This is a genomic window from Streptomyces paludis (assembly GCF_003344965.1).
Classification (GTDB): Bacteria; Actinomycetota; Actinomycetes; order Streptomycetales; family Streptomycetaceae; genus Streptomyces; species Streptomyces paludis.
Genome location: NZ_CP031194.1, coordinates 2,184,689 through 2,197,388, shown reverse-complemented (window position 1 = coordinate 2,197,388; position 12,700 = coordinate 2,184,689). Strand labels below are relative to the sequence as shown.

Here is a 12,700-nt window from a genome sequence, read left to right as displayed (position 1 = left end):
CCCCGGGACGCGACAGCGCACCGGGGGCCCCGCCGTTCCCCCGGCGCGCCGGCGGCGGCCGGGGCGCCGGATCTGGTTTCCATCGGGGGGTGGACCTCAGGCAAGATGGGCGCGTCCGGCCTTATCGACCAGATGAGCGGGCACCTAGCCGCCCTCGAAGACGCGCTCAACTTCGCCGTTCTCCCGGAGACACGGCGGCCCGTGGCACTCGCGCTCGCCGGCGCGTCCACGCTCGCGGCGTGGCAGGCGCTCGACACGGGAGCGGTCGAACGGGCTTGGCGCCACTACGAACTCGCGAAGAGAGCAGCGCAGGACGCGGACACGCCCATGTACCTCGCTCATGCCATGGCGGAACAGGCGTACGTGCTGTGCGAGGCGGGCCGCCCGGCGCTCGGTGTCTCCCTCGTACGGGACGCGCAACGGACCGTGGCAGGGAAGGCGTCCCCGCGACTCCGGGCATGGCTGTACGCCGCTGAGGCGGAGTTGTGCGCGCAGGCCGGAATGCCGGACGACTGCCGCCGCGCCCTCGAAGCGGCGGCCGACAGCATCCCCGCCGGGGCCGAAGACCGGGACCCGGACATGCTGAGCATCTTCCTCAACGATGCCCACCTCGCACGCTGGAACGGTAACGTGCTCGCGATGCTCGGTGATGACGACGCCGTGGGCAGTCTCTACGGCGCGCTCGAAGTGCTGGACCCTTCCTTCGTGCGCGCACAGGCGGGGCTCCGCTGCGACTTGGCCCATGCCCACCTCGCGCGCGGCGAGTACGACCAGGCCAACACGCACCTAAGGCAAGCGCGATTGCTCGCGAACCGTACGGGCTCCGTACGGCAGCGTCGCCGGATCGATCTCCTCAGCGCGCGGCTGTAGCACCCGGAGTGCCACGGTTGGCCAGTACGTGGAGCAGCGCAACGAGCGTGCCGGACCCCATTAGGTCACCCTTGGCCATCAGGCCCGGCACGTCCGACAGCGGCACCCACTCGACATGGCCGGCCTCTTCGAGATCGGTGGGCTCGCCTACTCGCTCGGCACCACGGCCCACGAAGATCTCGTGCGGAGAGTCGACCATCCCGACCATCGGCTGATACGTCACGACGTGGTCCAGCGAGGTGGGGCGCCACCCGGTCTCTTCCTCGACTTCCCGGTACGCCGTGGCCCTTGCATCTTCCCCGGCGTCCACGATGCCGCCCGGAAGCTCCCAACCCCACTGCTGGGGTACGAAGCGATACCGCCACAGCATGAGTACGCGGTCCTGGTCGTCCAGCACGGCAGAGATCGCCACGCGCTGGAGCTTGACCACGTGATGCTCGAAGCGTTCCATCCCGGGAGGCTCTACGTCCCACAGATCGAGCTTCACCCAACGGTTGTCGTAGACGGTCCGCTCGCCGTGAATCTTCCACGGCTCCAGCCCGGTCGGAGTCTCGACACTCACCCCGCCGGGAACCCGGTAGGAACTGCGTCCCCGGACTTCCAAGGCGCCTTCCGAGACCAGCCGCGCGAGCACCTGCCGCAGCGCGGTACGCCCGATGCCCAGCCGTTCCACCAGGGTCCGTTCAGACGGAAGCTTGTCGCCCGGGGCAAGCTCCCCTGAGGCGAGCCAATCCCGGATCGTCTCGTAGACCTTCGTCGTCTTCGGCCCCATCTGAGGAACACGCTCCGATCGGTAGGTGGTGTGCACCAGCCTATTCAATGTATTGCCGCTGCCATACATTCCCGATCCCGCCAAACCATGAGCAGTAGTAGTGGCGCCCACCTCAGCTGACCCTCTCGCCACAACGGCCAACTTCTCTGGCCTACCTAGTAGGGCGACAAGCGCGATGGCGCGGCAGCAGCCTGCCGCGCCATCGCGGTGACGCTACCCGCTGGAGCCTGTAACTCCCGAGGGTTGGCTATATGTCGGCACTTGGACTTCTCTATTTGCGGAGTAGATGAAGGCAAGTGCGATCACTACGATACACAGGAAGATGAAGCCCAAAAACATAAAGCGTTGTTTTTGTATTTCTGCCACGCGACCTTTTGAATCGCTGGCGATTATTTGGTATCTGGTGGTTCGGTGCTCAATGAACTTGTTGAGCGTGTCCCCGGGTAGGTTCTTGACTACCCGGGCCAAGGCGAGTATCGCGATAGCGGCGGCGGGGGCGATGGCCCCCACGGGCACGCCGTCGAGAAGTTGGAAGAACACGGTTTGCTGACCCTTTTCGCTGCGGTCGGCAAGACGCGGGCAGCGTCTATAGCACGCGACGGTGCGACGCCTGCAAGAAACGGATGCATTGGCGGCCATGTTAATGGCGCGGGGATGCCCGTGCTCCGCACGGCGCTGTAACGGAATGCGTTTACCGTAGAGCAACGCCGCCCGGGTCCAGCCGGTGGCTATCGCCTTCCCGATATGGGAGGAAGGCGCCGGCTTATTGTCGAGTTACGGTTCAATCCGATTCTCCGCCTTGCGTCCCTTGTTCCAGGCGACGACAACGAGGCGATAGGCGGTGGCCACGCGAGAGCCAGTGCCGCTGTTGTTGAAACCGCCACGGGATGACTGGCTGAGGATTTCGGAGCGCCACTTGGCAGCCGTTCCCATGGCCAGGATCTTCTTGGCAAGTTCCTTGTCGTCAACGAGATCGCCCCAACGGCCGAGGAACGCTCCAATGCCACCGAGGAGCATTCCGTCCCAGGTTTCGGTCGAGCGGTCCCAAGCTTCTTCCGCGACCGTAAGGGTGCGGTCGAAAATTGAGGCTCCGTAGCGATCAACGATCTGGAGTACTCCAGAGACGGCGCCCACGCCATTGGTGGACGTGGATCCAAGGGTCAGCCCGTGTTTGTCCAGAATCCTGTCTGTGTCGACAAAGAGAGGTACGCCCCCCGTGAGGCCCACGTGGTACTCGTCGATAGGGCGAGGCTTGTGGGATTCACGGTTCTTGATCAGGAAGAGGATCGCTTCCTGGGCCTGTGTTAGGCCGTAGTGAATCTCTGCCCTGATGGTGGGGATACCAGCCAGTGCGCATGCTCGCCACCGGTGTTGCCCGTCAACGATGTATAGGTCACCATCGGGCCGCTTCGATATAATTACCGAGCCGAGAGCCTCGCTAACTATGTTGTTCGCGATGTTCTGCGCGCGTCGCTCGTTAAGAGTTCGCTGAGCCTGTGGGTCGATATTGAGGTCTTTGATCGAGACTTCAATCCCGTAGTCCACTTGATGCTCGGGTAGATCGAAGGTGTACTTCGCCTTAGGCATAGCTGTGCCCTTCAGCGCCGCGTTAGGGGGAGTGTTCGGCAAAGCCGGGATCTTGGGATACGGCGCGGCGACAACCCAACCATGCGGACACGCTTGTAGGCAAGAGTGTTTCCTCGTGGGCCAGGGGCCTCTGGTGGTTCAACACCTTGTAACGCGTAGGTTTCGAGTTCGGGCTACAGCGTCTGCGGCCTGAGGTTTGTACCGTCGAGTGCTGGGTCGTCAGGCGGGCAAACCCGACTCTTCGTGGTCTCGGTCTCGGTCGCGGTAGACTGCCGCTACGAGTGGCTGGGCTCAAGCGTGCGTGTACTGCGAGCCCCACCACATCGTCGTTCGAGTGGCCCCCCGGCGCGCAACAGGACGTTCTTCCCCCTGCCTGACCAGCTGCTTAAGGTCGGCGGCGCCTAGCGGCGGGGCCGCCCCTCGGGCCGCCTGTGGGCCGTCCGAGGGGGGCCGACGTCGACCAAAGACGACCAATGACGACCATCCGGTCGGGTGAAGTTTCGGGGTGCGGCCCAGTTCACGAGCCTGTGAGGTGCTCGTTTCCGTTGGGGGGTGGACCTCAGGCAAGATGGGGTGTATCTGCCCTCACGCGGCGGAGCCGCACATTGGCCCTTCTCGATTGCCGGACGGTTTCTCTTGGCTGAGTACATCTACACGATGCGCAAGACGCGTAAGGCGCACGGCGACAAGGTCATCCTCGATGACGTGACGCAGAGCTTCTTGCCGGGCGCGAAGATCGGTGTGGTGGGACCCAACGGCGCGGGAAAGTCCACCATTCTGAAGATCATGGCCGGTCTGGAGCAGCCGTCCAACGGTGACGCGTTCCTGTCCCCGGGCTACACAGTCGGCATGCTGCTCCAGGAGCCGGAGCTGGACGAGTCCAAGACCGTGCTCCAGAACGTCCAGGACGGCGCCGCCGAGATCATGGGCAAGCTCCACCGCTTCAACGAAGTGGCCGAGCTGATGGCGACGGACTACTCCGACGCGCTGCTGGACGAGATGGGCAAGCTCCAGGAGGAGCTGGACCACGCCAACGCGTGGGACCTGGACACCCAGCTGGAACAGGCCATGGACGCGCTCGGCTGCCCGCCCGGCGACTGGCCCGTCACCAACCTCTCCGGTGGTGAGCGCCGCCGCGTCGCGCTCTGCAAGCTGCTGCTCGAAGCCCCCGATCTGCTCCTCCTCGACGAGCCCACCAACCACCTGGACGCCGAGTCCGTCCAGTGGCTGGAGCAGCACCTCGCCAAGTACCCCGGCACCATCGTCGCCGTCACCCACGACCGGTACTTCCTCGACAATGTCGCCGGGTGGATCTGCGAGGTCGACCGCGGCCGTCTGCACGGCTACGAGGGCAACTACTCCAAGTACCTGGAGACCAAGCAGTCCCGCCTCAAGGTCGAGGGCCAGAAGGACGCCAAGCGCGCCAAGCGGCTCAAGGACGAGCTGGAGTGGGTCCGCTCCAACGCGAAGGGGCGCCAGGCCAAGTCCAAGGCCAGGCTCGCCCGTTACGAGGAGATGGCCGCCGAGGCGGACAAGATGCGGAAGCTGGACTTCGAGGAGATCCAGATCCCGCCGGGCCCCCGGCTCGGCAGCATCGTGGTCGAGGTCGAGCACCTCTCCAAGTCGTTCGGGGACAAGGTCCTCATCGACGACCTGTCGTTCTCCCTCCCGCGCAACGGCATCGTCGGTGTCATCGGCCCGAACGGCGCCGGCAAGACCACCCTGTTCAAGATGATCCAGGGCTTCGAGGAGCCGGACTCCGGCTCCATCAAGGTCGGCGACACCGTCAAGATCAGCTACGTCGACCAGGGCCGCGGCAACATCGACCCGAAGAAGTCGCTGTGGGCCGTCGTCTCCGACGAGCTGGACTACATCAACGTCGGCAATGTCGAGATGCCCTCGCGCGCCTATGTCTCCGCGTTCGGCTTCAAGGGCCCGGACCAGCAGAAGCCGGCCGGCGTCCTCTCCGGCGGTGAGCGCAACCGCCTCAACCTGGCGCTCACCCTCAAGCAGGGCGGCAACCTGCTGCTCCTCGACGAGCCCACCAACGACCTCGACGTCGAGACCCTGTCGTCGCTGGAGAACGCGCTGCTGGAGTTCCCGGGCGCGGCCGTGGTCGTCTCCCACGACCGGTGGTTCCTCGACCGCGTCGCCACGCACATCCTGGCGTACGAGGGCGAATCCAAGTGGTTCTGGTTCGAGGGCAACTACGAGTCGTACGAGAAGAACAAGATCGAGCGGCTCGGCGCCGACGCCGCCCGCCCGCACCGTGCCACCTACAAGAAGCTCACCCGGGGCTGAGGCGCAGCAGATGGCCCGTCATATCTACAGCTGCCCCCTGCGCTGGTCGGACATGGACGCCTTCGGGCATGTCAACAACGTGGTCTTCCTCACGTATCTGGAGGAGGCCCGTATCGACTTCATGTTCCGGCTGGCGCCGGGCGACGGCTCGCCGTCCTTCGCCGGCGGCTCCGTGGTCGCGCGGCACGAGATCGACTACAAGCGCCCGCTGGTCCACCGGCACGAGCCGGTGACCATCGAGTCCTGGGTGACGAAGATAAACGCCGCGTCGCTGACGATCGCGTACGAGGTCAAGGACCCGGAGACCGAGGAGCGGGAGGCCCAGGTGTACGTCAGGGCCTCGACCGTCGTCGTCCCGTACGACCTGGCGGCCGGCCGGCCGCGCCGGATCACCGCGTACGAGAAGGCGCACCTCCAGCAGTTCCTGGACGACGACGGCGGCGGCGCGACCGCCGCCGGTGAAAAGGGTGCTCTCGCGGCATGACCGTGCCTGTGCGACGACTGGAGTTCGCCGACGCGAGGGAGGCCGCCGACCTCGGCGCCTTCCTCGCCCGGCTGATCCACTACGACCGCGCCGCGGCCGTCCGGCTCCAGGCCGGGGGCGGCGGTGGCGCGGTCGCCGTGTTCGGGCGGCCCGCGTCCTTCGAGGTACTGGCCATCCGTACGGCCCGGCTCGCCGCGCCGTACGGCCCCGGTGTCCTCGATGTCACCGTCTCCGCCGGGGAACTCCTCGAATCCCTCGACGAGACCGCGGGCACCGCGACCGTCCCCACGGCCGTCACCGGGCCGCCCTGGGCCGGTGTGCTGCCGCCGCGCGGCGGCTGGCGGCAGGTGCCGGGGCTGCCCGGCGAGCCGGAGATCCGGCGGGCACTGGCCCTGTCCGTCGCCGAATTCCGGTCCCGCGACGAGCAGTTGACGCCCGACACCAGAACGCGTGCCGAACGGGACCGGATCGGCCGGGAGATCTGGTCGCGGACCCTCGGCGACACCGGACTCCCGCTGCGCGCCGTGCACGCGGCCCAGTCGCTCGGCTTCCTGCGGCCGGTACGGGCCACGGTGCCGGCCCCCGGCGGCGCGCCCGAGCAGCCGTGGGCGCTCCTCGCGTCCGGCGGCTGGCTCCGGCTGCGCACCCCGTACGGCTCGATCGCGGTACGGCGCGCGGGGCTCGGCGGCGGGCTCTCCGTCACCCCGGCCTGAGCGCGGAGCCGCGCGAGCGCGCGCGGGGCGCGCCGTCAGCCCGCCGTGTTGACCATGGAGGCCGCGGCGTACGTCAGGTACTCCCACAGCCGGGTCCGGTGCTCCTCGGAGAGCCCCAGCTCGTCCACCGCCACCCGCATGTGCCCGAGCCACGCGTCGTGCGCCGCCCCGTCCACCGCGAACGGAGCGTGCCGCATCCGCAGCCGGGGGTGACCGCGGTTCTCGCTGTAGGTGCGCGGGCCTCCCCAGTACTGCATCAGGAAGAGCGCGAAGCGCTCCTCGGCCGGGCCGAGGTCCTCCTCGGGGTACATCGGCCGCAGCAGCGGGTCCTCGGCCACCCCCTGGTAGAAGCGGTGGACCAGGCGCCGGAAGGTCTCCTCGCCGCCGACCTGCTCGTAGAAGGTCTGCTCCTGAAGCGTGCCGCGCGGAATCTCGTTCACCCGTCCATGCTCTCAGACGCACCGGCGGAGGTCTCCGGTCCTAGGGCCTCTCGTTTGGATCAGGCCGGGCTCGCGGGCCCCGGCACCGCGCCTCGCCGCGTTGTCGTCAGTCGGCGACGCTCCGCGTCGCCTCCCTCCTCCGCCTTGCGATCCACGGCACCGGACCCCGCTCCCTGATCCGGCCTGATCCAAACGAAAGACCCTAGGTCCCTGTCCCGGGCGGCCCCCCGAAAGCTCGCCTCCCGGGCGCTGACCCGGGACAGTGGACATATGGGCGCAGACCGGAATGATCCATACGGCTTCGATGGCTCTGAAGGCTCGATCGCCGTCGAGGAGCGCGCCGCGCTGGTCGCGGAGATCGAGGCGACCGGCGCCCTGGACGATCCGGCCTGGCGGGCGGCGTTCGAGGCGGTGCCGCGCCATGTGTTCGTGCCGTACTACTTCGTCAGCCGGCCCGGCGGCTGGGAGCGGCTCTGGAGCGGCGATCCGGACCCCGCGCGGCGGGCGCGCTGGCTGCGCGGGGCGTACTCGGACGGCCCGCTCGCGATCCGGGTGCGCGACGGTGAGCTGATCTCGTCCAGCAGCCAGCCCTCGCTGATGGCGGGCATGCTGGCGGCGCTGGACGTACGGGACGGGGACCGGGTCCTGGAGATCGGCGCGGGCAGCGGCTACAACGCGGCGCTGCTCGCCCGCCGGCTCGGCGACGACCTGGTCACCACCGTCGAGCTGGACCCGGAGATCGCGGAGTCCGCCCGGACCCATCTGGCCACGGCCGGCTACCGGCCCGCCGTCGTCGCCGGGGACGGCGCGCGCGGCTGCCCCGAGCGCGCCCCCTTCGACCGGATCATCGCGACCTGCACCCTGCCGTCGGTGCCGGCCGGGTGGCCGGCGCAGTGCCGGCCCGGCGCCAGGATCCTGGCGCCGCTCGCCACCGGGCTGATCGCGCTGCGGGTCGGCGGCGAGGGCGAGAGCGAGGGCGGGGAGGGCGGGGCGCCGTACGCGGAGGGGCGCTTCCTGCACACCGCCGCCTACTTCGTCCCGCTGCGGGGTGTACCCGGGGGCGGCTACGGAGCCCGGCCGCCCCTCGGCCGGATGCCGAGGGGCGCGAGCGGGAACGAACTCTTCCGCTTCCTGCTGACGCTGACCGCCGGCAGCCTCGAACCGCGCGAGGCGCTCGCCCTCTGGGAGCGCGAGCGGCACCCCGAGCGCGAGCGGTTCGGCGTCACGGTCGCCGGGGACCGGCAGTGGGCATGGCTGGACGACCCGGCGGGCCCGTACACCTGGCCGCTGGGACGGCGGTAGCCCCGGAGGCTTCGTTCAGTCCCGGCGGATGGTGATCGTCGTCCAGGCGCCGACATGCACCCGGTCGCCGTCCTTGAGCGGGATGGGGACGTAGGGCTGTATCGGGTCCTCGGCGCCGTTGAGCGTGGTGCCGTTGGTGGAGTTCTGGTCGACGACGGCCCAGCTGCCGTCCGGCTGGTGCACCAGCACCGCGTGCTGGTGCGAGACGCCCGGGTCCTCCGGCGGTACGGAGAGGTCGATCTCCGGGGACTCGCCGGTGGAGTGCCGGCGGCGGCCGATGGCGATCTGGTTCCCGGAGAGCTGGAGGCGCTGCTCGGGGGAGTACGCGGGCAGATTCAGCCCGGTGGCCTCCGGGCCGCTGCGCTGCATCATCGCCATGAAGTACTCGCGGTCGGGACCGATGACCGCCGTCCAGGTCGAGGGCCCGGCCGGCGCGGACCCCAGGGGCGGCGGTGGCTGGTACTGCCGCATCGGCTCGGACTGCTGCATGCCCTGCGGCGAGCCCTGCTGCGACTGGTACGGCGGCGGGACCTGGCCGGAGCCGGGCGGCGGCAGCATCCAGTCGTCGTCGCCCGTCCGCTGCGGCGGGGCCAGCGGCGGGGACGACGCGGCGGACTGCTGCGGGAAGGACGGCGGCGGCGGACCGCCCTGCTGCTGGTACGGCGGCGGGGGCGGCGGGCCCTGCCGCTCCGCGTGCGGATCGGCGGACAGCGGCTCGGCGGGGCGGTTCAGCCGGGAAGGGCTCGAACTCTGGTAATCGAACGGGTCCGGCGGCCGGGGCGGCTGCTGCGACTGGAACCCGGGCGGCAGATTCAGCCCCGGGGGAGGCGGTACGGGCGGCCCCCCGGCACCGGGACCGCCGGGGCCGCCCGGGCCGCCGGGCATCGGGTGCTGGGGTGCCAGCGGTGTGTACGAGGTCGCCGTGTTCGTGAGGAAGTTCCAGCGGCACTCCTCGCAGAACGGCGCCATCGACTCGCGTGGCGTACGGCACTGCGGGCAGAGCTGGGCCTGCATCGTGGCACCCGGACCGGCTCCGGGACCGGCGCCGGGCGGAGGCCCGAACCCGGGCGTGGCCGGGTAGCCGTAACCCGACGCGGGCGGCGGCGGGGGAGGCGGCGGCACGGCGCCCGCCGGAGCGCCAGGGCCGGCCATGCGATGGCCACAGACCTCGCACCAGTCTTCGGAACCCGACTGGTGTCCGTTCGGGCAGGTCGGCATGTCGGCGCTTCCCCCTCTCCTCGTCCGGCCCGCAGGCCGATGTTCTCCGTGATGTCTGCTTCTTGACGAATGCTGACCGTGTCTACTTCTTGACGCGAACGGTCTTGGTGGAGCGCGTTTCGAGGGTCATCTCGTCCGCATCCGCGACTTTCGCCTTCAGTCGCACAGTACCGGTCGCCGCGTCGACCACGTCCACCACCTTCGAAAGCAATTTCGCGGTATCCGCGTTCCCCGACGAGGCCGCGAGCTGCACGGCGCGCCCCAGCTTCGCCGTCGCACTGTCGAAATCACCCGACTTGCGGGCATTCAGCCCCTCTTGGATGACAAGAGCCAGCTCCGCCTGGCCCGTGTAGTGCGCGACCTGGGGGTTGATGGAGGTGGACGCCGACAGGTCGTCCGTCCACACCGCGCGTACCAGTCCCTGGGACAGCACCTCCGGGGTGCCGCCGCCCGGCGCCGGCAGGATCAGCGAGATCCGCGCGGCCAGCATCTCCTGGCCGATACCGGCTTCCGGGACCCGTACGCAGACGTGGTAGTCGCGGGACTCGTCCCCCCACGAGCCGGTCGGATAGTCACCGGCGCGCGGTCCCGCCTCCGTACGCCGGGGCGTCAGGTCCTCGACGGTGGGCGCGACCTGCTTGACGAAGCCGATCTCCACCCCGACCGGGGTCCACATCCGCAGCGCCACATCCGCGACCTCCTTGCCCATCGCGTTCTCCATCATGCGCGTGAAGTCCTCGGCCAGGCCCGCCGGATCCGCCACGATGTCGGCGGTGCCGAGCAGCGCGGAGGCGATCCCGGTGACCTCCTTGACCTCCCAGTCCGTGCCGACGCCCCGGGCGTCGCAGGTGAACCGGCCCGCGCAGGCGTCCAGCGTCGCCTTCAGATCCGCCGCCGACTCATGCTCGTTGCGGCCGTCGGTCAGCAGGATCCCGTGCCGGATGGTGACATCGGCCGAGGCCAGCAGCCGGTCGGCCAGCCGCAGCCAGGTGCCGATCGCCGTCCCGCCGCCCGCGCTCAGCGCGCGCAGGGCCCGCTTCGCCTGCTCCCTGGTCTGCGGGTCGGCGACCGCCAGCCGGCCACCGCCCGGATAGACCTCACGCGCCACATGCGTACCGTCCACGATCGCGAAGGAGACCCCGTCGCGCAGGGTGTCGACGGCGGCGGCCGTGGCGTCGCGCGCGTTGCGCATCTTCGTCGGCGGATAGTCCATCGAGCCCGAACAGTCGACCATGATCACCACGGCGGCGTCGGCGCGCTGTCCGGGGCCGGACGGCGTGGCACCGGTGGCGGACCGCGCCAGCGGCACCCCGCCCGTGGTGCCGCCACCGGTGGAGGTGACCGTGACGATCGCGTTGACCTCGCGCCCGCCCTCGGGCAGATACGCGTTCTGGTACACGTCCACGGAGAACCGCGGCACGCTCGACTTGGAGAAGTTCGCCATCTGTATCGGCTCCTTGACGCTCCGCGCGGCGGAGAAACGTAGCGGAAAATCAGCGGGACGGGCCCCGGCGCCGCGCCCCGGGGCCCGTGCCGCCGCGCGCCGGTGACCCGGGGCGACGGCGGGCCGTGCGGTGCTCACGGCCGGGTCGTTACAGGGTGACGCAGCCGGATCCTGCCCCTCGCGGTGGCAGCGCGAACGGGAGTACGGCCACCGTTACGTTGTCGTGGCCACCTCCGTCGAGCGCGTGCCCCACCAGAACCTGGGCCGCGTGCAGCGGCCGGAGCGAGGCGTCGGAGGGCAGCGCCCTGGCCATCTCCTCCTCGCCCTCCGCGTAGTTCCACAGCCCGTCCGTGCAGACCACCACGCATCCGGGGCGGTCCGGCTTGAACGACGCCGTGTGCGGATCCAGTTCGTACGCGTCGGCGCCGAGCCAGCCCGTGATGGCGTGGGCGCGCGCGTCCGCGTACGCCTCCGCCTCGTTCATCAGGCCCGCGGCGACCATCTGCGCGGCCCACGAGTCGTCCTCGGTGAGCCGGGCCGACTGGCACGTACGGTCGTCCGGCACCCAGTACGCCCGGCTGTCGCCGATCCAGCCGATCACCAGCAGCCCGTTCGCCACGACCGCGCTGACGATCGTGCACGCCGGGGCGTTGCGGTGGTGGTGCGGATCGTGCTCCGGCGTGCCGGGGACCGCCTCGGCCAGGGAGTTGACCGACTCCGCGGCGGCGACGATCGCCTCGTGCATGGCCTGCTGGGGGTGCGTACCGTGCTCCAGGGCGGCGAGCAGACACTCGTTCGCCGTCGCGGCGGCGGCGGCCGACGCCTCGTCCGGGCGGGTCGCGGACGAGACCCCGTCGCAGACCACCGCGACCACGGCGGGCGAGCCGTCCGGCAGCGCGGCGGTCGACACGGCGAACGCGTCCTCGTTGCGGTGGTGGCGCAGGCCCCGGTCGCTGACCGCGGCCACCGTGCTCAGCTCCTGCTCGATGTGGTCGCGCTCGCGGGGCTGCGCGTGTCCGCAGTTCTCGCAGTAGCCGTCCGTGTCGACCCGGCCGGCGCGGCAGGCGACACAGAGCTTGGTGTTGGCCGCGGGCACCGGGTCGAGGACGGTGGTCCGCGGATCGGCCGGTGCCGCCGCCGGTACGGGTGCCGCTGCCGCCGGGGCTGCTGCCGGGGGCGCGGGGGCCGGTGCCGGTGCGGGCAGTTCGAAGTCACCCGTGTGGGACGGGATCCGGGTGCCGTTCGAGTCGAGCCCCGGCACCTCGTCGGGCAGATGGACGGGTACGGGCGCGCCCGAGCCGTCCACGCCCGTGGCCGTCGGCCACCGCACCCCGGCAACCGGAGCGCCCGGCGCGGTGGGAGCCGCCGGGGGAGCGGGCGGAGCCTCGGGCGGCGGCGGAATCGTCGGCTCCGGGCTCTTCATGACCAGGGTGGGCTGCTCCCCGGGACGCGGTGCGACGGCCGACAGGTCGTAGCCGCACACCCCGCAGAACCGGTCGCCGGATTCCAGCGGCTCCGTGCAGCCGGGGCAGGTCGGCTTCGCTGCCGACCGGTTCTTCTGGGACATCA

Annotated in this window: 11 protein-coding genes and 1 pseudogene; 5 read left to right on the top strand and 7 right to left on the bottom strand. The window is 70.0% G+C overall.

Features of this window, described 5'->3' with window-relative positions; genetic code table 11:
* Nucleotides 1-108: 108 nt before the first annotated feature.
* Nucleotides 109-870 (top strand): annotated as a pseudogene (locus DVK44_RS09440) (XRE family transcriptional regulator); the annotation flags it as partial.
* Here the strand turns inward: DVK44_RS09440 and DVK44_RS09435 are convergent.
* The 3 genes from DVK44_RS09435 to DVK44_RS09430 form a co-directional block, all read right to left on the bottom strand.
* Nucleotides 854-1,642, bottom strand: coding sequence for a GntR family transcriptional regulator (locus tag DVK44_RS09435; protein ID WP_114659249.1), 789 nt, complete (start codon nucleotides 1,640-1,642; stop codon nucleotides 854-856). The pseudogene DVK44_RS09440 and the gene DVK44_RS09435 overlap by 17 nt on opposite strands.
* A 213-nt stretch (nucleotides 1,643-1,855) precedes the next feature.
* Nucleotides 1,856-2,182 (bottom strand): hypothetical protein, encoded by a 327-nt coding sequence (locus DVK44_RS36300; protein ID WP_162793729.1) that lies wholly within the window; start codon nucleotides 2,180-2,182, stop codon nucleotides 1,856-1,858.
* 234 nt (nucleotides 2,183-2,416) lie between these two features.
* Nucleotides 2,417-3,229 carry a ParB/RepB/Spo0J family partition protein gene (locus DVK44_RS09430; RefSeq protein ID WP_114659248.1) on the bottom strand — a complete coding sequence of 271 codons (813 nt, stop codon included), beginning with the start codon at nucleotides 3,227-3,229 and terminating at the stop codon, nucleotides 2,417-2,419.
* A gap of 636 nt (nucleotides 3,230-3,865) precedes the next feature.
* On the opposite strand from DVK44_RS09430, the gene ettA reads away from it, so the two are divergent.
* The 3 genes from ettA to DVK44_RS09415 are packed head-to-tail and all read left to right on the top strand — an operon-like array spanning nucleotide 3,866 to nucleotide 6,727.
* Entirely contained in the window at nucleotides 3,866-5,530 is a 1,665-nt protein-coding gene (ettA, locus tag DVK44_RS09425; protein ID WP_114659247.1) for an energy-dependent translational throttle protein EttA, read from the top strand.
* 10 nt (nucleotides 5,531-5,540) lie between these two features.
* On the top strand, nucleotides 5,541-6,014 hold the full coding sequence (locus DVK44_RS09420; RefSeq protein ID WP_114659246.1) for an acyl-CoA thioesterase: 474 nt from the start codon (nucleotides 5,541-5,543) through the stop codon (nucleotides 6,012-6,014).
* A complete protein-coding gene (locus tag DVK44_RS09415) occupies nucleotides 6,011-6,727 on the top strand; it encodes a serine/threonine-protein kinase (RefSeq protein WP_114659245.1) in 717 nt (238 codons plus the stop codon). The genes DVK44_RS09420 and DVK44_RS09415 overlap by 4 nt, the downstream gene beginning before the upstream one ends.
* 35 nt (nucleotides 6,728-6,762) lie before the next feature.
* Here the strand turns inward: DVK44_RS09415 and DVK44_RS09410 are convergent, their stop codons facing one another.
* Nucleotides 6,763-7,167 (bottom strand): globin, encoded by a 405-nt coding sequence (locus tag DVK44_RS09410; RefSeq protein WP_114659244.1) that lies wholly within the window; start codon nucleotides 7,165-7,167, stop codon nucleotides 6,763-6,765.
* Nucleotides 7,168-7,437: 270 nt separating this feature from the next.
* Between DVK44_RS09410 and DVK44_RS09405 the strand changes: the two genes are divergently transcribed.
* Nucleotides 7,438-8,469 (top strand): methyltransferase domain-containing protein, encoded by a 1,032-nt coding sequence (locus DVK44_RS09405; protein ID WP_114659243.1) that lies wholly within the window; start codon nucleotides 7,438-7,440, stop codon nucleotides 8,467-8,469.
* A gap of 15 nt (nucleotides 8,470-8,484) precedes the next feature.
* On the opposite strand, the gene DVK44_RS09400 is transcribed toward DVK44_RS09405, so the two are convergent.
* From DVK44_RS09400 to DVK44_RS09390, 3 genes are all read right to left on the bottom strand, one after another.
* A complete protein-coding gene (locus tag DVK44_RS09400; protein ID WP_114659242.1) occupies nucleotides 8,485-9,687 on the bottom strand; it encodes an FHA domain-containing protein in 1,203 nt (400 codons plus the stop codon).
* Nucleotides 9,688-9,769: 82 nt separating this feature from the next.
* Nucleotides 9,770-11,131 carry a vWA domain-containing protein gene (locus DVK44_RS09395; RefSeq protein WP_114659241.1) on the bottom strand — a complete coding sequence of 454 codons (1,362 nt, stop codon included), beginning with the start codon at nucleotides 11,129-11,131 and terminating at the stop codon, nucleotides 9,770-9,772.
* Between the two features lie 148 nt (nucleotides 11,132-11,279).
* A complete protein-coding gene (locus tag DVK44_RS09390) occupies nucleotides 11,280-12,698 on the bottom strand; it encodes a PP2C family protein-serine/threonine phosphatase (RefSeq protein WP_114665020.1) in 1,419 nt (472 codons plus the stop codon).
* Nucleotides 12,699-12,700 lie beyond the last annotated feature (2 nt).

Excerpts from the sequence above, each read along its gene's own strand:
- DVK44_RS09435 (WP_114659249.1), bottom strand. The coding sequence starts at position 1,642 with ATGGGGCCGAAGACGACGAAGGTCTACGAGACGATCCGGGATTGGCTC.
- DVK44_RS09430 (WP_114659248.1), bottom strand. The coding sequence starts at position 3,229 with ATGCCTAAGGCGAAGTACACCTTCGATCTACCCGAGCATCAAGTGGAC.
- DVK44_RS09420 (WP_114659246.1), top strand. The coding sequence starts at position 5,541 with ATGGCCCGTCATATCTACAGCTGCCCCCTGCGCTGGTCGGACATGGAC.
- DVK44_RS09415 (WP_114659245.1), top strand. The coding sequence starts at position 6,011 with ATGACCGTGCCTGTGCGACGACTGGAGTTCGCCGACGCGAGGGAGGCC.
- DVK44_RS09405 (WP_114659243.1), top strand. The coding sequence starts at position 7,438 with ATGGGCGCAGACCGGAATGATCCATACGGCTTCGATGGCTCTGAAGGC.
- DVK44_RS09400 (WP_114659242.1), bottom strand. The coding sequence starts at position 9,687 with ATGCCGACCTGCCCGAACGGACACCAGTCGGGTTCCGAAGACTGGTGC.
- DVK44_RS09395 (WP_114659241.1), bottom strand. The coding sequence starts at position 11,131 with ATGGCGAACTTCTCCAAGTCGAGCGTGCCGCGGTTCTCCGTGGACGTG.
- DVK44_RS09390 (WP_114665020.1), bottom strand. The coding sequence starts at position 12,698 with ATGTCCCAGAAGAACCGGTCGGCAGCGAAGCCGACCTGCCCCGGCTGC.